Annotated in this window: 19 protein-coding genes; 12 read left to right on the top strand and 7 right to left on the bottom strand. The window is 69.0% G+C overall.

Going from position 1 to position 23,381, the window contains the following annotated elements; all coding sequences use genetic code 11:
- Positions 1-9: 9 nt before the first annotated feature.
- The 5 genes from MCBMB27_RS24670 (at position 10) to MCBMB27_RS24695 (ending at position 5,440) form a co-directional block, all read left to right on the top strand.
- Entirely contained in the window at positions 10-897 is an 888-nt protein-coding gene (locus MCBMB27_RS24670) for a branched-chain amino acid ABC transporter permease (protein WP_043380394.1), read from the top strand.
- Between the two features lie 23 nt (positions 898-920).
- On the top strand, positions 921-1,907 hold the full coding sequence (locus MCBMB27_RS24675) for a branched-chain amino acid ABC transporter permease (protein ID WP_043380392.1): 987 nt from the start codon (positions 921-923) through the stop codon (positions 1,905-1,907).
- 186 nt (positions 1,908-2,093) lie between these two features.
- Positions 2,094-2,447, top strand: a complete 354-nt coding sequence (locus MCBMB27_RS24680; protein WP_053609438.1) for a hypothetical protein — start codon at positions 2,094-2,096, stop codon at positions 2,445-2,447.
- A gap of 63 nt (positions 2,448-2,510) precedes the next feature.
- A complete protein-coding gene (gene mutL / locus MCBMB27_RS24685; protein ID WP_053609437.1) occupies positions 2,511-4,457 on the top strand; it encodes a DNA mismatch repair endonuclease MutL in 1,947 nt (648 codons plus the stop codon).
- Positions 4,458-4,672: 215 nt separating this feature from the next.
- The gene (locus MCBMB27_RS24695; RefSeq protein ID WP_043380387.1) at positions 4,673-5,440 is read left to right on the top strand and encodes an SDR family NAD(P)-dependent oxidoreductase; all 768 of its coding nucleotides are present in this window, start codon (positions 4,673-4,675) and stop codon (positions 5,438-5,440) included.
- Positions 5,441-5,488: 48 nt separating this feature from the next.
- Here MCBMB27_RS24695 and MCBMB27_RS24700 read toward each other — a convergent pair whose 3' ends face one another.
- Positions 5,489-7,141 carry an AMP-binding protein gene (locus tag MCBMB27_RS24700; RefSeq protein ID WP_053609457.1) on the bottom strand — a complete coding sequence of 551 codons (1,653 nt, stop codon included), beginning with the start codon at positions 7,139-7,141 and terminating at the stop codon, positions 5,489-5,491.
- A 225-nt stretch (positions 7,142-7,366) separates the two neighbouring features.
- Here MCBMB27_RS24700 and MCBMB27_RS24705 point away from each other — a divergent pair, with 225 nt between their 5' ends.
- The 4 genes from MCBMB27_RS24705 to MCBMB27_RS24720 all read left to right on the top strand — a co-directional run bounded on the left by MCBMB27_RS24705 (position 7,367) and on the right by MCBMB27_RS24720 (position 10,114).
- Complete coding sequence (locus MCBMB27_RS24705) at positions 7,367-7,906, top strand: phasin family protein (RefSeq protein WP_043380536.1); 540 nt, start codon at positions 7,367-7,369, stop codon at positions 7,904-7,906.
- A complete protein-coding gene (locus MCBMB27_RS24710; RefSeq protein ID WP_053609434.1) occupies positions 7,903-8,841 on the top strand; it encodes an alpha/beta fold hydrolase in 939 nt (312 codons plus the stop codon). Before MCBMB27_RS24705 ends, MCBMB27_RS24710 begins: the two co-directional genes overlap by 4 nt.
- A 399-nt stretch (positions 8,842-9,240) precedes the next feature.
- Complete coding sequence (locus tag MCBMB27_RS24715) at positions 9,241-9,681, top strand: helix-turn-helix domain-containing protein (protein WP_043754937.1); 441 nt, start codon at positions 9,241-9,243, stop codon at positions 9,679-9,681.
- 58 nt (positions 9,682-9,739) lie between these two features.
- Positions 9,740-10,114 (top strand): cupin domain-containing protein, encoded by a 375-nt coding sequence (locus MCBMB27_RS24720; protein WP_075381492.1) that lies wholly within the window; start codon positions 9,740-9,742, stop codon positions 10,112-10,114.
- 6 nt (positions 10,115-10,120) lie between these two features.
- On the opposite strand, the gene rsmD is transcribed toward MCBMB27_RS24720, so the two are convergent.
- The 4 genes from rsmD to MCBMB27_RS24740 form a co-directional block, all read right to left on the bottom strand.
- Entirely contained in the window at positions 10,121-10,678 is a 558-nt protein-coding gene (gene rsmD, locus MCBMB27_RS24725) for a 16S rRNA (guanine(966)-N(2))-methyltransferase RsmD (protein ID WP_075381493.1), read from the bottom strand.
- Positions 10,675-12,450: a pseudouridine synthase gene (locus MCBMB27_RS24730; RefSeq protein ID WP_075381494.1), complete on the bottom strand. Its 1,776-nt coding sequence runs from the start codon at positions 12,448-12,450 to the stop codon at positions 10,675-10,677. Before MCBMB27_RS24730 ends, rsmD begins: the two co-directional genes overlap by 4 nt.
- Before the next feature lie 119 nt (positions 12,451-12,569).
- Positions 12,570-12,746, bottom strand: a complete 177-nt coding sequence (locus MCBMB27_RS24735) for a DUF1328 domain-containing protein (protein WP_043348682.1) — start codon at positions 12,744-12,746, stop codon at positions 12,570-12,572.
- Positions 12,747-12,823: 77 nt separating this feature from the next.
- Positions 12,824-13,015: a CsbD family protein gene (locus MCBMB27_RS24740; RefSeq protein WP_043754943.1), complete on the bottom strand. Its 192-nt coding sequence runs from the start codon at positions 13,013-13,015 to the stop codon at positions 12,824-12,826.
- 143 nt (positions 13,016-13,158) lie between these two features.
- On the opposite strand from MCBMB27_RS24740, the gene MCBMB27_RS24745 reads away from it, so the two are divergent.
- Positions 13,159-13,650, top strand: coding sequence for a nucleoside deaminase (locus MCBMB27_RS24745; protein WP_075381495.1), 492 nt, complete (start codon positions 13,159-13,161; stop codon positions 13,648-13,650).
- A 96-nt stretch (positions 13,651-13,746) separates the two neighbouring features.
- Here the strand turns inward: MCBMB27_RS24745 and MCBMB27_RS24750 are convergent, their stop codons facing one another.
- Complete coding sequence (locus MCBMB27_RS24750; RefSeq protein WP_075382095.1) at positions 13,747-15,561, bottom strand: outer membrane beta-barrel protein; 1,815 nt, start codon at positions 15,559-15,561, stop codon at positions 13,747-13,749.
- Positions 15,562-15,854: 293 nt separating this feature from the next.
- Between MCBMB27_RS24750 and MCBMB27_RS24755 the strand changes: the two genes are divergently transcribed.
- Together MCBMB27_RS24755 and MCBMB27_RS24760 are read left to right on the top strand one after the other, a co-directional pair.
- A complete protein-coding gene (locus MCBMB27_RS24755; RefSeq protein WP_170861839.1) occupies positions 15,855-16,379 on the top strand; it encodes a Ros/MucR family transcriptional regulator in 525 nt (174 codons plus the stop codon).
- Positions 16,380-17,208: 829 nt separating this feature from the next.
- On the top strand, positions 17,209-18,384 hold the full coding sequence (locus MCBMB27_RS24760; RefSeq protein ID WP_075382097.1) for an MFS transporter: 1,176 nt from the start codon (positions 17,209-17,211) through the stop codon (positions 18,382-18,384).
- Between the two features lie 4 nt (positions 18,385-18,388).
- Here the strand turns inward: MCBMB27_RS24760 and MCBMB27_RS24765 are convergent, their stop codons facing one another.
- Positions 18,389-23,233: an NAD-glutamate dehydrogenase gene (locus tag MCBMB27_RS24765; RefSeq protein ID WP_075381496.1), complete on the bottom strand. Its 4,845-nt coding sequence runs from the start codon at positions 23,231-23,233 to the stop codon at positions 18,389-18,391.
- Positions 23,234-23,381: the final 148 nt, after the last annotated feature.

The following is a 23,381-nucleotide window of genomic DNA, read 5'->3' on the forward strand; positions in this document are numbered from 1 at the left end:
AGAACGGCCATGACCACGATCTTCGGAGTGCCGACGCAGGCCCTGTTCGGGCAATTGCTGCTCGGCCTGATCAACGGCTCGTTCTACGCGATCCTGTCGCTGGGGCTCGCCATCATCTTCGGGCTCCTGAACATCATCAACTTCGCCCACGGCGCGCTCTACATGATGGGCGCGTTCGTGGCCTGGATGCTGCTCACCTATGTGGGCCTGGGCTACTGGTGGGCGCTGGGTCTCGCGCCCCTCGTGGTGGGCGCCTTCGGCATCGTGCTGGAGCGGGTGCTCATCGCCCGGCTCTACAAGCTCGACCACCTCTACGGACTTCTGCTGACCTTTGGCTTGGCGCTGATCATCCAGGGCCTGTTCCGCAACCAGTACGGCGTCTCGGGGCTGCCCTACGCGATCCCGGCGGAGCTCTCCGGCGGCCAGCGGCTGCCCTTCATGTTCCTGCCGAACTACCGGGCCTGGGTGGTGGTCGCGTCGCTGACCGTCTGCATCGCCACCTGGCTCGTCATCGAGAAGACCAAGCTCGGCGCGTATCTCCGGGCCGCCACCGAGAATCCGACGCTCGTCCAGGCCTTCGGGGTGAACGTGCCGCTGTTCCTGACGCTGACCTACGGGTTCGGCGTCGCGCTCGCAGGCTTCGCCGGGGTGCTCGCCGCGCCGATCTACTCGGTGAACCCCAACATGGGCGCCGACATCATCATCGTGGTCTTCGCCGTGGTGGTGATCGGCGGCATGGGCTCGATCATCGGGTCGGTGATCACGGGCTTCGCCCTGGGCCTCGTCGAGGGGCTGACCAAGGTGTTCTATCCGGAGGCGTCGGCCACCGTGATCTTCGTGATCATGGTGCTGGTGCTGCTCGTCAAACCCGCCGGCCTGTTCGGGCGCACGGCCTGACCGCGAACTGAGGCTCGACACCCATGGCCGACACCGCCGCCCTCGAGGCCGCCCCGATCGCCGCCGCGCTCCCGACGAGCCGGGACGACAAGGCGCTCCATCGCCTGATCTTCATCGGCATCGCGCTGCTGCTGATCGTAGCGCCGCTCGTCCTGTACCCCGTCTATCTGATGAAGGTGCTGTGCTTCGCGCTGTTCGCGCTCGCCTTCAACCTGCTGCTCGGCTACGGCGGCCTGCTATCCTTCGGTCATGCCGCCTATTTCGGCATGGCGAGCTACCTCTGCGCCTACACGGCCAAGCAGCTCGGCTTCACGCCGGAACTGGCGATCCTCAGCGGCACGGTGACGGCGGCCCTGCTGGGTCTGATCTTCGGCGCCTTGGCGATCCGCCGGCAGGGCATCTACTTCTCGATGATCACCCTGGCGCTCGCCCAGATGGTGTTCTTCTTCTCCCTGCAGGCGAAGTTCACCGGCGGCGAGGACGGCATCCAGGCGGTGCCCCGCGGCAACCTGTTCGGCGCGATCAGCCTCGCGGACGACCGGGCGATGTACGCCGTCGTCGCCGTAATCTTCATGGCGGGGATGCTGCTGATCTACCGGATCATCCACTCGCCCTTCGGGCAGGTGCTGAAGGCGATCCGCGACAACGAACCCAGGGCGATCTCCCTCGGCTACAGGGCGAGCCAGTACAAGCTCGCGGTCTTCGTCCTCTCCGCGACCCTTGCCGGACTCGCGGGCTCCACCAAGGCGATCGTCTTCCAGCTCGCCTCGCTCACCGACGTGCACTGGTCGATGTCCGGCGAGGTCGTGCTGATGACGCTCGTGGGCGGCATGGGCACGGTCTTCGGACCGATCGTGGGGGCCTTGGTGATCGTCACCATGGAGACCTACCTCGCGCAGTTCGGGGCCTGGGTGACGATCATCCAGGGCTGTGTGTTCGTGCTCTGCGTGCTGCTGTTCCGGGAGGGCATCATCGGGCTGATCGCCCGGGTTGTCCGCCGGCCGTTGTAGCGCCCGCACCGTCACCGGAGACGGACTGACTAGCGTTCCGAAGATGCGGGCGCATGGCGTCGGGCTGCATCACGGCGAGCCGAAGATGAGCGGCTTCGCAGGCGGTCTGCGTTTCCGACGTCGCGCGGTGAGCATTCGTTAACCAAGACCGCCCACGCTGACGGCTTGACGCTGCCAGGGGGCGCTATGACTCAGGACCGGACGCTCAGCATCGACGATCCCGCCCTCGAGTGCCCGGTGGCACCGGACGTCGTCGGTCGCCTGATCAAGGCCGATCCTGAGGGCGCGGTCTTTCTCCTCGAGGGCATCCCGGAGGCGACCCGGGCGCGGCTCGCGGTCTGGCTCTACGGCCGCAGTCACACCCATGCGATCGGCGTTCGCGTTGCGTCGACCTGCGACGGTGCCACCCTGCGGCGGACGGCAGGCGTCGTCGGCAATGCATTGTTCGACCTGTCGCGCCGGCCCCAGGTGGCGACAAGCCAGGGGACGCGCAGCGGCGCCGGCCGGATTTCTCTGGGCGGATCACTGCGCCGCGCGTGATTCCCAGTCCGCACTGCGCAGCGTGATTGGATCACCGCGGCGCAGGGACTATTCTCCGTGGCGATGTCCACCGCCCTGAACGCGCCGTCCGTCCGTCGCCTCGACCCCGTGCTCGTCGATCGCATCGCGGCCGGCGAGGTGGTTGAGCGCCCGGCCTCGGCCGTGAAGGAGCTGGTCGAGAATGCCATCGATGCCGGGGCCCGTGCCATCGAGGTCACCATCGAGGCCGGGGGACGGCGGCTGATCCGGGTCGTCGATGACGGCCGTGGCATGACGCCGGACGATCTTGACCTCGCGGTGGAGCGGCACGCCACCTCAAAGCTTCCAGGCGGCGACCTCACGGCGATCGCCACCCTCGGGTTCCGCGGCGAAGCGCTGCCGTCGATCGGCGCGGTGTCGCGGCTCGCCATCGTCACCCGGACCCCGGATGCCGAGGCCGGGGCCAGCCTGACGGTCGAGGCGGGGCTGAAGGGTCAGGTCCGTCCGGCACCGGCGCAGCGTGGGACCCGGATCGAAGTGACCGAGTTGTTCGCCGCGACACCGGCACGGCTCAAGTTCCTGAAATCGGACCGGGCGGAGAACACCGCCGTCGCCGAAACGCTGCGCCGGCTCGCCGCGACGCAGCCCGGGATCCGCTTCACCCTTCGCGCCGATGCCGGGCAGCCCCTGGTCCTACCCGCGGAGACCGGACCCGAGGCGGAGCTGCGTCGGCTCGCCGCTATTCTGGGGCCGGACTTTTTCGCCAATGCGCTGCCGGTCTCCCTGGCCCGGGAAGGTTTTGCCGTGACCGGCCATGTCGGCCTGCCGACCTATCATCGCGGCGCGGCGACCCATATCCACCTTGCCGTCAACGGGCGCCCCGTGCGCGACCGGCTCCTGCTGGGCGCGATCCGCGGCGCCTACGCCGACACCCTGGCCTCCGACCGCCATCCGGTGCTCGGCCTTTCCATCGCGTGCGACCCGGACCGCGTCGACGTCAACGTCCACCCGGCGAAGACCGAGGTGCGCTTCCGTGAGCCGGGCCTCGTGCGGGCGCTGATCGTGAGCGCGATCCACGACGCCCTGCGCCGCGGCGGCGCCCGTTCGGCCACCACCGGCGCCGCGCGGACTCTCGACGCCCTGCGCCCCGCCGGTCCGCCGCTCGCGACCCATAGCGGCGCTGCCGCCTCGAGCCTGTTCCGACCGACGCGACCGGGCCTGTTTCCGGTGGGCACGCCGTCGGTCGCGGCACCGTCAGGCTACCGTCCGCAGACCGCGTGGCGGGCGCCGCAGCCTGTGCCGGCCGCGCCGGCGGGCTTCGGCGAAGCTGCGCAGGCCGTGTTCGCGGGCCCGGATCCGGCCCCGGTGTCGGCGCCGCCCCAGGCCGATATCCGCGTCGCCGACGATGCGACGGAGACGCTGGATCATCCCCTCGGCGCGGCCCGGGCACAGATCCACGAAACCTACATCCTCGCCCAGACCCGCGACGGCCTCGTCATCGTCGATCAGCACGCCGCGCACGAGCGGCTCGTCTACGAGCGGATGAAGGCCGAGCGGGAAACGGGCGGCATCGCCCGCCAGGGCTTGCTGATCCCCGACGTGGTCGAGATGAGCCCCGAGGAGGCGGACCGGCTGGTCGCCGCGGCGCCGGACCTCGAGCGGCTGGGTCTCGCCATCGAGGCCTTCGGGCCGGGGGCGGTGCTCGTGCGCGAGGTGCCGGCCGCGCTGCTCGGCGCTTCGACTCGCGACCTCGTCACCGACATCCTCGACGCCCTGGAGGCCAGCGGCGACGAGGAGGGCGGCGTCCCGGCTGCGGAGGGTGGCCCGCTCGGCCGGCGCCTCGACGCGGTCCTGTCGCGCATGAGCTGTCACGGCTCGATCCGCGCCGGGCGGCGGCTGCGACCGGAGGAGATGAACGCCCTCCTGCGCGAGATGGAAGCCACGCCCAATTCCGGGCAGTGCAACCATGGACGTCCCACCTCGATCGAGCTGAAGCTCGCCGATATCGAGCGGCTGTTTGGCCGCCGATGAGGTGACGGCTTCGCCGGTCCGGCTGGCCTACCGGGCAGGGGCGGTCCAAAAGAACGGTCGATGCCTCGGCGCGAAGACCGGGGAGCCGGCGGCCGCGGATCGCCGGTGCATGCAGGGGAAGCGCAGAGCCATGACCGATATCCTCATCACCGGCCCGTGCCGCGACGCCGAACGCAAGCGGAGCGCGGCTCCGGCCGTCGCGTCGGTGCGCTGAGATGACGGGCCCATTCGATCTCGCCGGCCGTCACGTCCTCATCACCGGCGCCTCAAGCGGCCTCGGCCGTCACTTCGCCGGAACTCTCGCCCGCGCCGGGGCCCGCCTGTCGCTGGGGGCCCGCCGGGCCGATGCCCTCGCCGAAACCGTCACCCGCGTCGCGTCCGAAGGCGGAGAGGCCCATGCCGTCGTCATGGACGTCACCGACGCCGCGAGCGTCGAGCGGGCGCTCGATGCCGCTGAATCGCGGTTCGGACCCGTGGCGGTCCTGGTGAACAATGCCGGTGTGACGGCGACGAAACCGGCCCTCGATCTCGACGAGGCCGACTGGGACGCCGTGCTCGACACGAACCTCAAGGGGGTTTGGCTCGTGGCTCAGGCAACCGGGCGTCGCATGGTCCGACACGGCGCGGGCGGCAGCATCGTCAACATCGCCTCGATCCTCGGGCTGCGGGTGACCGGTGGACTGGCGCCCTACGCCGCCTCCAAGGCCGCCGTGGTGCAGCTCACCAAGAGTCTGGCACTCGAATGGGCGCGCCACGGGATTCGGGTGAACGCGCTCGCTCCGGGCTACATCAAGACCGAGCTGAACGACGCCTTCTTCGAATCCGACGCCGGCAAGGCGCTGATCAAGCGCGTTCCGCAGCGTCGGTTGGGCGAGGCGGCGGAACTCGATGGGCCGCTGCTGCTGCTCGCCTCGGATGCCGGCGCCTACATGACCGGCAGTGTCGTGGCGGTCGACGGGGGCCACCTCGTCTCCGGCCTCTAGGGGCTGCATGGTGACGTGACCCGTTCCGACGCGCCGGACGGGCGTGGCTCAGAGAGCCCGCGCCTGCTCGCGCAGGACGAACTTCTGGATCTTGCCCGTCGACGTCTTCGGCAACGGCCCGAACACGACGGTTTTCGGCACCTTGAAGCGCGCCATCCGCTCGCGACAGAAGGCGATCAACTCCTGGTCGGCGGGTTCCGTCGCGCCGGGCTTCAGCTCCAGAAAGGCGCAGGGGCTCTCGCCCCAGGTCGGGTCCGGCTTGGCCACGACGGCCGCGAGCATCACCGCGGGGTGGCGCATCAGCACCTCCTCCACTTCCAGGCTGGAGATGTTCTCGCCGCCCGAAATGATGATGTCCTTCGCCCGGTCCTTGATCTCCACCGACCCGTCCGGGTGCCAGACCGCGAGGTCGCCGGTCCGGTACCAGCCGCCTGCGAGCGCCTGCTCCGTCGCGTCCGGGTTGCCGAGATAGCCTTTCATCACCGTGTTGCCACGCAGCCGGATCTCGCCGACCGATACGCCGTCGCGCGGCACCGGCGCGTCGGTTGCCGGGTCGGCGACACTTACGGCCTCCAGGGTCGCCAGCGGCACGCCTTGACGGGCCATGCGGGCGTATCGTTCGGTTTCGGGAAGGTCGGCCCAATCCGGCTGTGCCAGGCAGACCGTCGCGGGCCCGTAGCTCTCGGTGGCCCCGTAGAGATGCGTCACCTGGAAGCCCAGATCCTCCATGGTGCGGATGATCGTCGAGGAGGGCGCCGCGCCGCCGACCGCGCAGCGCACCGTTTGCGGGAACGGCACGCGGTCGTGGGCCGGCGCGTGGGCGATCATGGACAGGACGATCGGTGCGCCGCACAGATGCGTCACCCGGTGCTCGGCGATCAGCCGGAAGATGGACGCCGGCTCGACCTTCCGGAGGCAGACCTGCGTGGCGCAAGCGGCAACGCTGGCCCAGGGATACGACCAGCCGCTGCAATGGAACATCGGCAGCGTCCAGAGATACACGCTCGCGTCGGTCAGCCCGAAGGTCACGGCGTTGCCGAGAGCCTGGAGATAGCCACCGCGATGGCTGTAGACGGCGCCTTTCGGATCTCCGGTCGTTCCCGACGTGTAGAGCAGGCAGAGCGACTGCCATTCGTCCTCTGGACCGACCCAGGCATAGTCCGGATCGCCTTCGGCGAGCAGGGAATCGTAGGGCACAGCCCCGTCGATGCCGGTCTCGCCGATCGCCACCACCAGGACGGGCTCGGCGAAATCGGCGAGCGCCCGCGCGGCCAGCGCGGCGTACTCGGCCTCGACGATGAGCGCCCGGGCTCCGCCGTGCCGGAGCGAGAACGCGATCGTCGCCGGGTCCAGACGGGTGTTCAGCGGATTGAGGACCGCGCCGAGCATCGGGACGGCGAAATGCGCCTCGATCATCTCGGACACGTTCGGTGCCAGGATCGCGACGGTGTCGAGCGATCCGATGCCCCGACCGGCGAGGCCCGCGGCGAGGCGGCGGCAGCGCCCGTACAGGTCCGCATAGGTGAAGCGGCGGCTCCCGTCGATGACCGCAATCCGTGCCCCGCATGCGGCGGCGGCGCGCGCCAGCAGGCTCACCGGGGTCAGCGCGACGTAGTTGGCTGGCCGGCGGCCGAGCCCGACCTCGAACGGGTGGCGGCCGGCCTCGCGAGCCTCGGCGGGGATCGGTCCGGTCTCCATCATCGACACTTGCTGCCTTCTGATCGGGCGGTGAGCGTGGCGTGCGCTCCGTGCGACGATGATTTCGCGGCCGTCACACCTGTCAATTGCGATTGCCGTGACAGCGTGGGCCGCGCGCGGATTCTGTTACCGGGCGCGATTGACGGGAAGACAACCCTGTCGGATGCCCTATCCTTGGCCGTGCGCGGCCGAGGCCGGATGCGATCGTCCGATCTGCGGGAGACGACAGTGGGGAACGACAACCTGCCGGTGGTCTCCAAAGAGACCGGCCGCGCCATGGCCGAGAGCAGTGTCGCCCGGGCGCGCGAGGCGTATGAGCGCTTCGCCGAGGCCGGCGAGATGGCGCTGAACGCCTTCGAGGCGTCGGCGGCACAGAGTTTCGAGGGCTGGCGCGCGGTCATGGGCTCGAGCCGCGAGACCGCGCACAATCTCGCCGATCGTCATGCGGCCGGTGCCCGCACGTTGCGCGAGCAATGGGACGATGCCGGCGCGCGGCTCTACAATGCCGTTGAGGACAACGCCGTCCATACCATGGCGGCGATGCGGGAGATCAGCCACCGGATGCTCGTGGCCTCGGACACGAATGTCCGTGCGGGCCTCGATTTCGCGGACCGCCTTGCCGCGGCAGCCGATGCCCGCGAGGTCGTGGCGCTGAACATCGCGTTCCTGCAGGAGCAGGCGCGTCGGCTCACCGACCAGATGGTCGACCTCCATCAGACGGCCAGCCGCCTCGCCCGCGAGGCCGCCGCGCGCACGGAGACTCCGTGACCGCCGCCGGCGCGGCGCCGGCTTCCGGACCCGAGACGAATCCGCGGCTCGACGATCTGAGTCGCGCCGATGTGCCGTTCCGGACAGGCCATTTCCAAGCCTATGCGCCGCACGACTTCCATCGCATCGCTTACGTGGAATGGGGCGAAGCGGACAGCCCGCACGTGGTGATCTGCGTGCACGGCCTGAGCCGCCAGGGTCGCGACTTCGACGCGCTCGGCTATCGGCTGGCGAAGCTGGGCTACCGGGTCGTCTGTCCCGACCTGCCCGGGCGCGGTCTCAGCGGCTGGTTGAAGGATCCGGAACTCTACGGCCTGCCGCAATACGCCGCCGACATGGCGGCGCTCATCGCGCATCTTCGGGTTCAAGGGAAGATCGACTGGGTCGGCACCTCCCTCGGCGGCCTCACCGGAATGGTCCTGGCCGCCGCCGCACGCTCTCCGATCCGCCGGATGGTGATCAACGATATCGGCCCGTTTCTACCCTGGGCGCCCATCCGCGAGATCGGCTCGCGCCTGCGCGACGCGCCCCGGCTTCACCATAACCTGGCCTCGGGCGAGTCGCGCCTGCGCACGGTGCTGGGCGCATTCGGACCGCTCACCGACGAGCAATGGCGCCACATCGCCAAGTACAGCTTTCACCAAGTGCCGAACGGCGGCTGGCGGCCCCATTACGATCCCGGGATCGGCGACGCGTTCCGACCCGGCCGGGTTTACAGTGTCAGCATGTGGCGCGACTGGGACGTCATAACCTGTCCCGTCCTGCTCCTGCGCGGAGAGCATTCGGACTTGCTCCTCGCTTCGACCGCCGACGAGATGACCCGCAGGGGACCTCCGACACGGCGCGTCGAGATCCCCCAGTGCGGCCACGCGCCTGCATTGCTGGACGACGAGCAGTTGCGAATCGTCACCGACTGGCTCGGTCCTGCGGCGTGACCGCATCGCCGCCGAACGGCTGCGATTCCCGGGTCGAACCTCTGTGTGTCGCGCCGTGTCTCCGTGGATCGGCATTCCCGGGCGAACGTGGAGCAGGCAACCCAATAGCGCGCTGCAGTTTTCGAATGCGGGGCTCTAGTCGATTTCGATCACTTTTGTATGATCGCGGATGATCGTTTAGTTGTTCATGTCGTGGTCACTGAGAGGCCCGCCCGGGAGTCTTCCGGGCTCAAGATTTTGAAAGCGTAACCATTCGTTGCACGCGCGGCTGACCTGTGGCACTAACAGATGTCACGTCTGGATCTTCGCGGCGCAATGTTGCACCTGTGAGTTGTGATTGGCGCCCCGGATCCGGGCGAGCAAGCCTGCCAACATTTAAGAACATCCGGACTACCAACGATGGCGAACCCAACCCCCAAGCCGAAGCAGACGACAGCCATTGATCACGGGGTCGGCAGCCGCATCGCGTTCCTTCGGGCCGCTAACGGATTGAGCCAGTCGGCCCTGGCCAGTGCATTGGGTGTCAGCTTCCAGCAGGTCCAGAAGTACGAGACCGGCAAGAACCGGGTCGGAGCCGGCCGTCTGCAGGCAATCGCCGAGCGACTCGGCGTTCCGGTCTCAAGCTTCTTCGAGCCCGAGCCCGAGGCTTCGACGGAGAATGGCCCGGCGCTGCTTCGGGTGGCCGGCGCCGTCGAGATCCTGCGGGCCTACAATCAGATCGCCGACGATCAGATGCGCCGCGACGTGCTCTCGCTGGTGAAATCCGCCGCGCGGATCGGCCAGCTGCGATCGGCGGACGAAGCGGCGCCTCAGTCTCCCACCGCAACGCGCAACGCGTGAGATCGGGCCGGCGCGGCGCTCCAGCCCAGCGCCGCGTGAGATCTGCCGGGGATGAATCATGGCCGAACGACCGACGACCGTGACCAATCTGCTGGCCGATCTGCCGCTCGGCGCAGCCGATGAGGTCGTGTCGGTCTTGGTGGCCAGCCCGGGTCTCCGGGTGGAGCGCATCGTCTCGACCGGGCAAGCGAGTCCGCCGGGCTTCTACTACGATCAGCCGCACGCCGAGTGGGTCGCCGTCCTGACGGGCGCGGCCGACCTCCTGTTCGCCGACGAGTCGGCCCCGCGTCGCCTCGTCGCTGGCGATGCCGTGATGATCGCTCCGCACCGTCGGCACCGGGTCCACTGGACCGCGTCTCCCACCGTCTGGCTGGCTATCCATTTCGGCGCTGAGCTGACGGTTTCCGCAGAGGAAATGGTCGAAGCTCCCTAGAGGGGCTCAGGCGCCAAATCGAGCGATCGCCACCGCCGTGTCGCCGTAGACGCGTCGTTCCACCGATTCGAAGCCTGCGGGCCAGACCAGCTGGACGGCTGCGGCCTCCTCGACCACGACAAGAGCCCCAGGGGCGAGCCATCCGCCCGCGGCAGCGCTCTCGAGGGCGCGCGGCGCCAGATCTTTGCCGTAGGGTGGATCGCAGAAGACGAGCGAGAATGGGCCCGCCGAGGCGGCAGGTCCCAGCCGGGTCGCATCCCGACGGAACAGGCGCGTCACGCCTTCGGCCCCGAGCGCCTCGATATTGGTGCGGATCACCGCGCGGGCTTCGGCGCCCTCATCGACGAGCAACGCGTAGGCGGCACCCCGCGACAGGGCCTCGAATCCGAGAGCGCCCGTCCCGGCAAACAGGTCGAGAACCTGAGCGCCCTCGACAGCCTGCTCGTAGGCATGGGTCAGCACGTTGAACAGCGATTCCCGGAGTCGATCCGAAGTCGGCCGGATCGCTTCGGTGCGCGGCGTGGCGAGCCTGCGGCCCCGCCAAGCGCCACCGACGATCCTCATCGCGTCCCGCGTGGCGGTCGGCCACCGCCGGGCTTGGCTCCGCCGCGCGGGGCACCGGGACGACCACCCGGTCGCCCGCCGCCCTTGCCGGGCGCGCCGCCAGAGAAGCCGCCCGGCTTGCCGCCGGGACGGGATCCACCGGGACGGGATCCACCGGGACGTGCGCCTCCCGGCTTCGGGCCTCCGAAGGCCGGTTTGCCGCCACCGGCGGCGGGTTTCCGGGGCGGGAACGAACCGGCCTTTCGGGCCGCTCCGTCGGCCGGCTTGGCGTCGAATGCGCGTTCGCGCCGATCGCCAGCCTTGCCGTCGCGGCGATCCTCGAAGCGCGCATCCCCGCGCGGCCGGTCGTCTCGCCCTGTCTCCCGGCGCTTCCACTCGCCGGTGCCGCGTTCGCCGCGTGGGCCGGCATTGCGCTCCGGCCGTTCCTGTCCGGCCTTGTCGGCAAAGCGGCGCCGCGGCTTCTCGACGGGCGCTGGCTCCGCAGGCGTCGCCGTCAGGCGCTCGACGACGACGCGGCGCTCGCCGGTGCGGATCGAGCCGACACGTTCGCGACCCCGCTCGGCCGCGGCGGCCTGCGCCGCACGAGGGTCCGCACCGCGGCGGGGGATGCGCGTCCCCCGCGGCTTCGTCGCGTCCTCGTCGCGCCACGCGGAGTTGCGGGGTCCGGGTCCGGTACCGCCCGTCGAGACCCGAGGCGTCGGTGCCGGACGCGCAGCATTGCGCCGGGATGGAGCTTGTTGTGCAGCCCGAGCTTCCCGGTCGGACTGTCGCGATTCGCCGAAGGGCGCGATCGGTTCCCGGACCGGGCTGTCGAAATCCACGCCCGCCTGTTCGGCGAGGCTCTTGCCGAGCTGGTCCTTCAGCACGCGCGTGCGCACCTCTTCCACCAGCCCGACCTCCAGATCGCCCAGCTGGAACGGGCCGAAGGACAGCCGGATCAGCCGGTTCACCGAGAGGCCGAGATGCTCAAGGATACGCTTGACCTCGCGGTTCTTGCCTTCGCGAAGGCCGAGCGTCAGCCAGACGTTGTCGCCCTGGACGCGGTCGAGGGTGGCCTCCACCGGGCCGTATTCCATGCCATCGATGGTCACGCCCTTGGCCAGCCTGTCGAGCTGCGCCTGATCGGTGTCGCCGTGCGCACGGACCCGGTACCGGCGCAGCCAGCCCGTGTCGGGATGCGCGATCACCTTGGCCAAGCCGCCGTCGTTGGTCAGGAGCAGGAGACCCTCGGTGTTGATGTCGAGGCGTCCCACCGCGACGACCCGCGGCAGTTCTTCGGGCAGCGCCTCGAAGACGGTCTGGCGACCCTCGGGATCGCGGGCCGTGGTCACCACCCCCCGAGGCTTGTGGAAGATCCACAGGCGGCTCCGCTCGCGCGACGGCATCGGTTCGCCGTCGATCAGGATGCGGTCGTTCTCGGTGACGTTGCGGGCGGGGGAGGTCAGCGTCTCGCCGTTGACGCTGACGCGACCGGCGAGAATCATCGCTTCAGCATCCCGCCGTGAGGCGATGCCGGCCCGTGCCATAGCCTTGGCGATACGCTCGCCGGGCGGCGTCTCGATAGCGCCTTCGTCCTCGGTCGGGGTCGGCGGCAGCGGCTGCGCAGTCTTGGCACCCGCCTTCGCCTTGGCTGTCGGCTTCCTCGGAGCGTCAGGGGCGTCCGCGGCACTGCCCGCATCGGTCGGCGGGGTCCAGCCCTGGCCCTGGTTTGACTCGGGGGCCGGGCGGGCAGCGCCCGCCTCGGGCTTATCGTCGTTCGGCAGATCGGTCATGCCTGCCGCTTATCAGAGCCACACTCTACAGGCGAGACGGCACGTGCGGTTGAGCCGAGGCTGAAACGACGAAGGCGGCCCATCGGGACCGCCTCGAAGATCGATGCGCGTGTGTGCCGTCAGATCCGGGGTGAGCGACCGCGCATCACGCCGAACACGGCGGAGATCAGGAACAGGGCGATCGCCACGAAGAAGACGATCTTGGCAGCTTCCATGGCCGTTCCGGCGATGCCGCCGAAGCCGAGGAGCGCCGCCACGAGAGCGACGACGAGAAATGTGACAGCCCAGCCGATCATGGCATCCTCGCTTAGTCCGGTTCAGTTCAAGACTGGAACCCGCGCGAGGCGGGTTCCGTTCCGGTTGTGCTTGACGTTCAGAGCTTGTCGGTGGCCGACTTCACCGCGCTCTTCGCGTCGCCAACCGTACCCTGCGCCTTGCCCTTGAGTTCCTGAGCCGCGCCCTCAGCCTTGAGCTTGTCGTTGTTGGTCACGTCGCCGATGCCCTGCTTGGCCTTCCCAAGAGCCTCGTTGGCGACGCCCTTGATCTTGTCGGTGGTGCTGCTCATGGCGTTGTCCTCTTGTTCGACCTGCGGCGGTGCCGCAATGGTTCAAGAAACGGTCACGGTCGGTCGAATGTTCCAGCCCTTAACATTGACGGGGATCAGGCCGGGACGCCGCCGCGCCTCCGTGCAGGCCCGGGCTTGAGTGCATGGTAGCTTCCGATCCGATCCATCGTCCGGACCGCCCATCGTCCGGAGCGCTGACCGCACTGGATCACGCTTTCGCCGCCGCCCGCGCCGCCGCCGAGGCCGGGGAAGTCCCCGTCGGCGCCGCGGTGGTCCGGGACGGGATCGTCCTCGCGGTCGCGCACAATCAACCGCGGCGGCTCAACGACCCGACCGCGCACGCGGAAATCCTGGCGATCCGGGCAGCCTGTGCGGTCCTCGGTGAGGAACGCCTCACCGGCTGCGATCTCTATGTCACGCTGGAACCGTGCCCGATGTGTGCGGGGGCCATATCCATCGCGCGGATACGGCGGCTCTATTACGGCGCGTCGGACCCGAAGGGCGGGGGGGTCGAGCACGGCCCGCGCGTCTTCGATCAGCCCACCTGCCATCACGCGCCGGAAGTCTATGGCGGCTTCCGCGAGCGTGAAGCCGCGGCCCTGCTCCGGGATTTCTTCGCCCAGCGCCGCGGTTGAACGGCGGATCAGCCGCGCTGGTCTCGACGGCCTCGGACGGCGCGGCGGAGACGAGACGATGACGCCGGCCCTAACGACCGCGATGCGAGCGGCGCCTCATGGGTTCACGCGCAATCCGAGCAGGAACGTGTTCTCTTGGAAGCTCGATCCGGCGACGGTGCTGTCGAATTTCTGGTAGAGATAAGTGCCTCGCAGCGTCAGCCAGCGCGTGAAGTGGTAATCGACGCGCGCGGTTGCCGAGAAGCCGTTCTCGCGGATGGTGCTGTTCTGATAATCGTTGCGGAGGTAGGATCCGCCCAGGACGATCGACAGGTTGCGCAGGAGATCGTGCTGCACTTCCAGCGTTGCGACCTCGGTCAGCACGCCGCTGGAGCCCGGGATCGTCGTCTCGGTGACGCCCGTCGCGGCGGTGAGCCGGACGGTGGTGAGCGGGCTTGCCGCCCAGACCAGGGCTGCGTTGAGCAACGGCGCATTGAGGTCCCGGAGGGTCGGGTCGACGTAGGTCCGATGCTGAATGCCGGCCGAGATCTCACCCGTCACGGAGCGCGCGAGCCCGATGCTCGTGCCGAGGGCGAGCGCGATGCCGTCCGAATCCCGGCGCACACCCGTCAGGTCGAACCGCCGATCGTAGACGCGGGTGTCGCCGAGGAGGTCGATGAATGGGCTGAAATCAGGGTTGACCTCGTAGGCCGTGCGCAATTGGAGACTGTACTGATTCAAGTTCCGGTCGGACTGATTGATGGTCGTCCCATTGGCCAAGCGGGCATTGTCGAATTCCGACCGGTCGATCGACCCGCGCAGAGTCACCGACAGACGGTTGAACGTCTCCGTGGCGCCCAGCGACCCGCCGTAAACAGCCAGAAGCGGCCGGCTCGTCGCCGCGGGGGCCTGCAGGTTGGCGCTCGACGTGCGTTGCGTGTCGACCAGGAAGCGCCCCTCCGCGTCGATGCGCAGATCCCGGTTGGCGTCGATTCGCAGGCGCACGGTGCCGTCCGCTGCGGGGCGGCTCGCGGCCTCGTTCTGCGGCGTTTCGAGGTAAGAACCCCTGAGCGAACCCTGTAGGGAACTCGAGGACCAGTTGCTGCGGAAGTCGACCGTGGCGTCTGTGCGCAGGGCGACCGAGCCCTTTGCGATCTGCCGGCTGGTCTGGTCCGGATTCGAGTCGTAGCCGATGCTCTGTGCGAAGGTCGGGAGCACCGTGAAGGTGCCGACCTGATAGCCGATGGGCGCGAAGGCTGGATCGGTGGGGATCGCGCGCGCCAAGTCGGTGCCGAGGATGAAGCCCGGCGTCAGGAGGCCGAGTGTCGGTCCGATGGCCTGCAGAGGGAACAGGGGCCGGATCGGCGTCACCGTCGACGGATTCGGTACGCCGACCACCGGTTGCTGAACCACCGGCGACAACCGCAGCGCCGGGGGCGGAACCTGCGTCACGCTCTGGGTGACGCGCCGGGTCGCGGACCCGATCCGCCGGGGGGGAGCGGCTCGGGTGCGCAGGAGTGTCGAAGGGGCGATGTTGGCCGGAGCCGTCGAGCTTCCGCCGGTCCGCCGGCCGCCCGTCGTGATCCGAGTGTCGAGCTGAGACTGGCCGGGCTGGCCCAGCGTCTGTCGCGGTATCGGAGGCGACAGCGGGGACCGAAGGCTGTCGCCTCCGGTTTGCTCGCCGCCCGTCGTGTCCCCGCCGAGCGAGCTGCGTCCTGAATCGCGGGTCAGGCCGTCAGGGATGCTCCGCTTGAGGGCTGGCAGGCCGTTCGGCGCCGCCTCCTGCCCGATGCCGGGATTGTCGGGCTGACCCGTGACGGGACTCGTCGCGTCGAAGCGTTGAGCCAGCGCCGGCGTCGCGAGCGTTAAGCTCAGCGCCGCGACGGCCAGCCGCGAGTTCTGCCGTTTCCGCCGGTCAGCCGCCGTCCGCACCTGATCCCGGTCTCCGCCCACATCTCCGGCACCGAAGTCCGAAGGTCATCGATCATGCCGCCCAGAAACGGGTCGCCGGCATGGTTAACGAACCCTAGCGACGGCATGGTTAATGCCCGGTCAACGACGGCATCGCCCTGACATCCCCTGGCATCCCCCTGGCATCGACGCCGAGCGGTTTCGATCTCTCCGCGCCTCCGCAATTATGATTGAGATTTTTTGTATACTCTGCTATCGTTATGATGAATTCGATCGCATCCGACCTGGATTGATCGACTTGGTGATTTGTACTCATGGAGTTTATCGTGAGTGACAGCGCAGCTAACGAGCACAGCCCGTCGGTCGATCTCACGGTAGATATCGTGGCGGCTTATGTGTCGAACAATTCCGTGCCGGCTTCGGAGCTTCCCGGGTTGATTGGCGGCATCCATGCGGCATTGAGTGGTTTGACAACTCAAAGTCGTGCCGCGAATTCGCCCGTTGAAAAGATGAGCCCGTCCCAGATCCGCAAGTCGGTCACGGCGGATCATATCATCAGCTTCGAGGACGGGAAGCCGTACAAGACGCTTCGCCGTCACCTTACGTTGCGAGGTCTGACGCCCGAGGCCTACCGTGAGAAGTGGGGCTTGCCGCGGGACTATCCCATGACCGCTGCAAGCTACTCCGCCCAACGCTCCGAGCTGGCTCGGGCTCTGGGCCTCGGGCAGCAGCGCCGCAAGAACGTCGGGGCGCCAGCGCCAGCGCCGGCGCCGACACCGGAAGCCGTGGTCGCGCCTGCTTCCAAGCCGCGCGGGCGGAAAAAGGTCGTGGCGGAGTAGTCGGCCGAATCGACGGAAACGATCCATTGCGATCAATGTGTCGGGCGATGACACAAGACTACTGAGCGGCTTGCCGCACAGATTACCTCGCTCGATTGGCTGGGTGGAGTCTTGCCTTCTGCGCTGGCGTGGCTCCGCTGGGCCGGCGACTTCGACTCTCGATGTCCGCCGGTGCCACTTAGGCTCAGGCACGATGGATCTCGTGGCCCGGATCGCTCAGTCACGTTGGACGCGTCCCGCAGCTCGGGCGGCCCCCGCGGCCAGGACCCGTCTACCTACCTGACTTGCGATGCTGACGTCTGCGAAGACAGTGTTGTAATGACCTCGGCTCAACGAGGCGGTGTCGTTGCTTCGACACTGCCTCGGTTCAGGCCTACTTGGCCTCCATCGTCTTTAAGCCGATCCCACCGATCGATTGCCGCGGCCGCACTCGGGGGTGGTCTCCGGTCACGCCGCGACTTCTGGCCTCGCAAGACAGGCGCCGGGGCGCCGGACGAGGCAATCTCCACTTCACGTTCCGACGGACGCCTAGGCCAAGCGCGGCGCCAGGCTGGCGCTGTCTCGACCTGATCGAAGGCGGCTCCGGCCATCCGGAAGCTCGCGGCGCGGGTGAGCCGCAGGTGCGGCATCCCAGCCGCAGCGACCCGTGTTCCCGCGCCCCCATCCACCGGGAACTCCCTGCTCCTCCGCTCCGGCCAGGCCGATCCGCACCGGCGGGCTCTCTGCGCGTCGCGCAAGTGTGCGCCGCGTCAACGGCGCTATCCAATCGCCGACGCGCTGCGATGCTGCTCTGCACCATCGGATCTTGCCCGTGCCGAAGGACTTTGCCGTGCTGCCTCTGCCGATCCTCGCCCTTGCCGTCGCCTCGTTTGGGATCGGCACCACCGAGTTCGTCATCATGGGCCTGCTTCCGGAGGTGGCGCAGAGCTTCGGTGTCACCATCCCGCAGGCCGGCTATCTGGTGTCGGGCTATGCCATGGGCGTGGTCGTGGGGGCGCCGATCGTGGCGATCGCCACCGCGGGCCTGCCGCGCAAGACCGCGCTTCTCGCGCTGATGGCCGTCTTCCTGGCAGGAAATCTCGGCTGCGCGTTGGCACCGAGCTACGCCTTGCTGATGACGGCGCGCATCCTGACCGCCTTCGCCCACGGCGCGTTCTTCGGAATCGGCGCGGTGGTGGCGCGGGACCTCGTGCCGCGAGAGAGGCGCACGCAGGCGGTTTCGCTGATGTTCGCGGGCCTGACGCTTGCCAACGTGCTGGGTGTGCCCCTGGGGACCGCCCTCGGCCAGGTCGCGGGATGGCGGTCGACCTTCTGGGCGGTGGTGGCGATCGGCCTCGCGGCCGGCCTCGCGATCCAGCTCTGTGTGCCCACCGGCCTTCCGGGAACGCGTGGCCGTCTCGCCAGCGAGTTCAGGGCGCTCGGCCGCTGGCCGGTCTTGCGGCCGATGCTGATCTCGACCCTGTCGTCCGTGAGCTTCTTCACCGTATTCACCTACATCACACCGTTCCTGACCGGGGTGTCCGGTTTCTCTCCGCGTGGCGTGACGGGTGTGCTGTTTTCGGCCGGACTGGGCCTGACCATCGGCAACCTCGCCGGCGGTCATCTTGCCGATCGGAGTCCGATGGCGACGATCATCGGCAGCTTCCTCGGCATCGTGGCCGCCTTGCTGGCCCTGGCGGCCGTCGCGCACGATCCCGTTCTGACCGTTCCCGTGATGGTCCTCTGGTCAGGACTCGTCTTCGCGCTGGTTTCGCCGCTGCAGATCTGGGTTGTCGAAGCCGCGACCGATGCGCCGAACCTCGCCTCCACGCTCAACCAGGGCGCATTCAACCTCGGCAATGCCGTCGGCGCCTGGATCGGTGGTACCGCTCTGACCCTCGGCGCGAGCTACCGCGAGCTTCCGTTGATCGCCGCGGCGATGTCCCTCGCCGGGCTCGGCCTGGTCCTCACCGCGGTCAGCCGCCGTCGCCACGAAGTTGCGTCGGCTTCCGCGCCCGGGGCCTGAACAATCAGTCGGCCCGAACGAGGTCGCCCAGCAGGCTGGCGGCCACGGTCGCCTTGGAGACGGTGAGGCCGGACGCACCGATCGCGTCCACCGCGTCGCGGATCCGGGCCAGCGGAGCGCCGCGCGCCTTCACCCAAGCCTCCACCGCGTCGGGGCCCGCGCCCAGATCCGCCACCACCTCGGCGGTGAGTTTGCGATGGGCGGCGGCGATGCCGGCGACCGCGCGCTCCAGCGCGACGCGGTCGAACGTGTCGGCCACCGGCACAGTCCGCGCTGCGGCCGCCAGATCGTCGAGCCGGAAGGCATGCTCCAGGGCGAAATGGGTCGCGGCCACCTCAGCGACCGGTCGGCCACTCGCCTCTGCGACGCGGACGACATCGGGTGCGGATCCGAGCGCGGTGAGCGAGGCCAGCCGCCGGGCCTGGGCCGGGGCCATGCCGTGCCCCGTCAGTTCCGCCTCGCGGGCGTCGATGGCTGCGCGGGCCTCATCCCCGAGCACCTCGGGCAGCGCCGCCTCGACGGCGGCAATGCCGTCCCGGTAGCGGGCGACCATGGGGGCGAGCCCTCCGCTCAGATCGAGGTTGCGGATGAACCAGACGATCCGGTTCAGCAGCAGATCCTGCACCTCCGCATAGAGATCGAGCTGCTCCCGCCCCGAAACGCGGCCCGCCAGACCGTCGATGGCAAGGTTCAGCTCCATCAGCCCGAAGGCGTCCCGGGTCATCGCGTAGGCCTTGGCGATGATCGCGGCGTCGGCGCCGGTGCCGTCCACGAGCCGTGTCACCAGCGAGGGCCCGCCGCGGTTGACGATGATGTTGGCGAGCGCCGTGGCGATGATCTCGCGGCGCAAGCGGTGTGCCTTCACGGCGTCCGGGAAGCGCTCGCGCAGGGCCTTCGGGAAGTAGCGCTGCAGCTCCCGGTCGAAATAGGGATCGTTCGGCACGGTGCTGTCGAGGATGGCGTCGTGCAGAGACAGCTTCGCGTAGGCGAGCAGCACCGCGTATTCCGGCCGGGTCAGGCCCTCGTTCCGGCGCATGCGTTCGGTGAGCGTGGCGTCGTCGGGAAGAAACTCCACCGTCCGGTCGAGGCGGCCTTCCGCCTCCAGCGCCTGCATGGTCCGCATGGCGAAGCCGGTCTCGCCGAGTCCGCCGCGCTGGGCGAGCGACAGGGCGAGGGTCTGCAACTCGTTGTTGCGGAGGACCAGACGTCCGACCTCGTCGGTCATATCGGCGAGCAGGGCGTTGCGCGCCTCGTAGCTCAGCCGGCCGTCCCGCTCCGGCGTCATGAGGGCGATCTTGATGTTCACCTCGACATCCGAGGTGTTCACGCCGGCGGAGTTGTCGATGGCGTCGGTGTTCAGCCGGACGCCCGCGCGCGCCGCCTCGATTCGTCCGCGCTGCGTCAGGCCGAGATTGGCACCTTCGCCGACGACCTTCGCGCGCAGCTCCGCCCCGGTGATCCGGACGGCGTCGTTGGCGCGATCGCCGGCATCCTCGTCGGTCTCGGTGGTCGCGCGAACATAGGTTCCGATACCGCCGAACCACAGGAGGTCGGCCGGCGCCTTCAGGATCGCCTGCATCAGTTCGGTCGGCGTCGCCTCGGCGCGGTCGAAACCGAGGGCGGCCCGGACCGCCGCGGAGAGCGGGACCGTCTTCAGGCTGCGCGAGAACACGCCGCCTCCCTCCGAGATCAGGCTCTTGTCGTAATCCGCCCAGGAGGACCGCCCCAGATCGAACAGCCGCCGCCGCTCGACGAAGCTCGTGGCCGCATCCGGGTCCGGATCGAGAAAGATGTCGCGGTGGTCGAAGGCGGCGATGAGGCGGATGCTTTTCGAGAGCAGCATGCCGTTGCCGAACACGTCCCCCGACATGTCGCCGACGCCGACCGTGGCGATCGGATCGGTCTGCACGTCCACGTCGATCTCGCGGAAATGCCGGCGCACGGCCTCCCAGGCGCCGCGGGCGGTGATGCCCATGCCCTTGTGGTCGTAGCCCTGGCTGCCGCCGGACGCGAAGGCGTCACCCAGCCAGTGACCCTTCTCGAGGGAAAGCGCGTTGGCGATGTCCGAAAACGTGGCGGTGCCCTTGTCGGCGGCGACCACGAGATAGGCGTCATCGGGATCGTGCCGCACCGTGTCCGGCGGCGGCACGATGGCGTTGTCGACGATGTTGTCGGTGAGTTCCAGAAGGGTCCGGATGAAGATCCGGTAGCTCTCGGTGCCCTCCTGCATCCAGGCGGCGCGGTCTGACGCCGGGGGCAGGCGCTTCGGGAAGAAGCCGCCCTTGGCGCCCACCGGCACGATCACGGCGTTCTTCACCTGCTGAGCTTTCACCAGCCCGAGGATTTCTGTGCGGAAATCTTCCGGCCGGTCAGACCAGCGTAGGCCGCCGCGGGCGACATAGCCGAAGCGCAGGTGCACGCCCTCGACGCGGGGGGCGTAGACGAAAATCTCGAAGAGGGGCCTCGGCAGCGGCATCGCCGTCACCCGGGCGCAGGCGAACTTGAAGCTGATCGTCTCGCGGGGATGGCCGTCGGCACCGCTCTGGAAGAAGTTGGTCCGCACCGCGGCCTCGACGAGGTTCACAAACCGGCGCAGGATCCGGTCGTCGTCGAGGCTGGTGACCTCGCCGAGCGCGGTCTCGATGCCGGCGCGTATCTCGGCCTCTCTGGCGGCCCTGTCGCCGAGGAGTGCCGGATCGAACCGGGCGCGGAACAGGGCGACGATGTCCCGCGTGATCCCGGCATGCCGGCTCAGCGTACCGGCGAGATAGTCCTGTCCGTACCGGATGCGCAGCTGACGCAGGTAGCGACCGAGCGCCCGGAGGAGGGCGGCCTCCCGCCAGGGGAGGGCGGCTTCGAGGACGAGGCGGTTGTAGCCATCGGATTCCGCGGTTCCGTCGGCGATGGCGAGCATCGCAGACTCGAGAGGCCGTTCCAGGGCGTCGAGATCGATCGCGACACCGGTGGCGCGCTCGATCAGCATGTCGTGCAGCCAGATTCGGGCGCCGTCTTCGACCCCTGTCGGCACGACCCGATAGGTGCGCTCGTTGATGACGCGGAAGCCGAGATTCTCCAGGCCGGGCACCCGGTCGGACAAGGCGATGGCGGCGCCCCGCGAGAAGACCTTCAGCCGGACCTGCGCGGCCGAGTCGCTCTGTCGGCGGCCGAGCTGCACGGCCCGCGGCTGGCTGTCGCCGAGGCGCTCGAGGATCGCCACGTCGGCGACTGCGACCTCCGGCTGGAAATTGTCCCGGTAGGCGGCCGAGAACGCGTCGCCGTAGCGGGCGGCCAGCATGCGCGCCTGGTCGCCGCCGTGAGCCTCCGCGAGCGCCTCGCGCAATGCGTCGCCCCAGGTCCGGACCAGGGCGGTGATGCCGGCTTCGAGGGCCGCTGGGTCCTGCTCCGGGCTGCCCGTGTCGGACAGGCCGATGATGTAGTGGATCCGGGCGAGGGAGCCCTCCGGATAGTCCGGGTGGGCGGCACTCAGCCGGCCGCCATAGGCCTCGGCGAGGTAGGTGCCGATCCGGCCTCGTACCGCAGAATCGTAGCGGTCCTTCGGAACGTAGACGAGGAGCGACACGAAGCGGCCGAACCGGTCCGGGCGCGAGAGCACGCGCACCCGCGGCCTGTCGGCCAGGGCTGCGATGGCCAGGGTGAACCGGTAGAGCCGCTCGATGTCGATCTGGAACAGATCGTCGCGCGGATAGCTCTCCAGTACCGCGAGGAGGCTTCGCCCGGCATGGCTCGTCGGGTCGAGACCGGCGCGCTGGACCACCGCCTCCACCTTCCGGCGCAGGACCGGAACCTCGCGGGCGGGGCTGGTATAGGCCGACGCTGTGAACAGGCCGACGATCCGCACCTCACCGGACAGCTTCCCGAGCCCGGAGAAGAGCTTGACGCCCACATAGTCCAGGAAGGCGGAGCGGTGGACGCGGGATTTCACACTCGCCTTCGTGATGATGAGGGGCTGCGGCTCCTCCAGGAAGGCGAGAATCTCGGGGGTGTAGTCCACGGGGGTCCGGCCCCGGCGCAGGGGCGTGGCGCCGGGATCGCGCAGCACGCCGAGGCTCGACCCCTCGACCAGGGGATGCCCCTCACCATCGATACCGTGCTGCTGCATGCCGAGGAGCAGGAATTGGCCCTCTGTCAGCCACTCCAGAAAAGCGCGTGCTTCCTCGGTCTCGCTTTCGGGCATCGGCGTCGGGGCGCGGCCGAGATCGGTCGCGAGTTCCGCAACGCGCGTCAGCATGGCGTCGTGATCGTCGGTCGCCAGAGCGACGTCCCGGTAGACCGCCGCGAGGGCGTCCAGCAGCCGCTCGCCGGCCTCGGCCGCCAGCCGGTCGAGGTGGATGTGGATGAAGCTCTCGCGCGCCAAGCTGCCCTGGGCATCGGCCGTCGTTTCGCCGACGACCCGTATCAGACCGCCGCCGCCATCCCGCTCGATGCCGAGAATCGGGTGCGCGACGAGGTGCGGGGACAGGCCCTGCTCGGTCAGTTCGGCGAGGGTCGAGTCGAGGAGGAAGGGCCGGTTGTCGTTGACGACTTCGAGGATCGTCATCTCGCGCGCCCGGCCACCGCGGACGAGGGCCCCCTCGCTGAGGCGCAACCGTGCCGGTTCACCGGGCCGGCGCGGCTCAGCCAGGAAGGCACGGGCGCGCGCGGCGAGATCGGCGAGAGTCCCCGCGTCGTAGGACGCCAGATCCTCCGGTGTCACGCGGCCGAATAGGTCGCGCACGAAGCCGCCCGGTCCGCCCTGCTCGGTCACGATGTCGGCGGCCGCCTCGATCAGTCCCGTTCGGGCCGTCTTCTGCTCCGAGGAAGACAAGGCCGTGGCGGTTTCGAGTGTCATCGCGCGTCTCCCGAACCGGGTCACTCGCCCAACCGATAGCAGCGTCTTCCGCCGTGTCGATGACACCCCCGCCGGTTTGCCGGCCCGCCAGTATCGATCGGCGCAAACCGTCAGGCTCACCGCAGATGCGCCTTGCCGCCAAAGGGAA

This window comes from Methylobacterium phyllosphaerae, from assembly GCF_001936175.1.
Lineage (GTDB): Bacteria > Pseudomonadota > Alphaproteobacteria > Rhizobiales > Beijerinckiaceae > Methylobacterium > Methylobacterium fujisawaense.

Coding starts and splice junctions, on each gene's coding strand:
- MCBMB27_RS24695 (WP_043380387.1), top strand. CDS start 4,673: ATGACGGGCCCATTCGATCTCGCCGGCCGTCACGTCCTCATCACCGGC.
- MCBMB27_RS24670 (WP_043380394.1), top strand. CDS start 10: ATGACCACGATCTTCGGAGTGCCGACGCAGGCCCTGTTCGGGCAATTG.
- MCBMB27_RS24765 (WP_075381496.1), bottom strand. CDS start 23,233: ATGACACTCGAAACCGCCACGGCCTTGTCTTCCTCGGAGCAGAAGACG.
- MCBMB27_RS24715 (WP_043754937.1), top strand. CDS start 9,241: ATGGCGAACCCAACCCCCAAGCCGAAGCAGACGACAGCCATTGATCAC.
- mutL (WP_053609437.1), top strand. CDS start 2,511: ATGTCCACCGCCCTGAACGCGCCGTCCGTCCGTCGCCTCGACCCCGTG.
- MCBMB27_RS24680 (WP_053609438.1), top strand. CDS start 2,094: ATGACTCAGGACCGGACGCTCAGCATCGACGATCCCGCCCTCGAGTGC.
- MCBMB27_RS24755 (WP_170861839.1), top strand. CDS start 15,855: ATGGAGTTTATCGTGAGTGACAGCGCAGCTAACGAGCACAGCCCGTCG.
- MCBMB27_RS24720 (WP_075381492.1), top strand. CDS start 9,740: ATGGCCGAACGACCGACGACCGTGACCAATCTGCTGGCCGATCTGCCG.
- MCBMB27_RS24745 (WP_075381495.1), top strand. CDS start 13,159: ATGGTAGCTTCCGATCCGATCCATCGTCCGGACCGCCCATCGTCCGGA.
- MCBMB27_RS24675 (WP_043380392.1), top strand. CDS start 921: ATGGCCGACACCGCCGCCCTCGAGGCCGCCCCGATCGCCGCCGCGCTC.
- MCBMB27_RS24740 (WP_043754943.1), bottom strand. CDS start 13,015: ATGAGCAGCACCACCGACAAGATCAAGGGCGTCGCCAACGAGGCTCTT.
- MCBMB27_RS24735 (WP_043348682.1), bottom strand. CDS start 12,746: ATGATCGGCTGGGCTGTCACATTTCTCGTCGTCGCTCTCGTGGCGGCG.
- MCBMB27_RS24730 (WP_075381494.1), bottom strand. CDS start 12,450: ATGACCGATCTGCCGAACGACGATAAGCCCGAGGCGGGCGCTGCCCGC.
- rsmD (WP_075381493.1), bottom strand. CDS start 10,678: ATGAGGATCGTCGGTGGCGCTTGGCGGGGCCGCAGGCTCGCCACGCCG.
- MCBMB27_RS24700 (WP_053609457.1), bottom strand. CDS start 7,141: ATGATGGAGACCGGACCGATCCCCGCCGAGGCTCGCGAGGCCGGCCGC.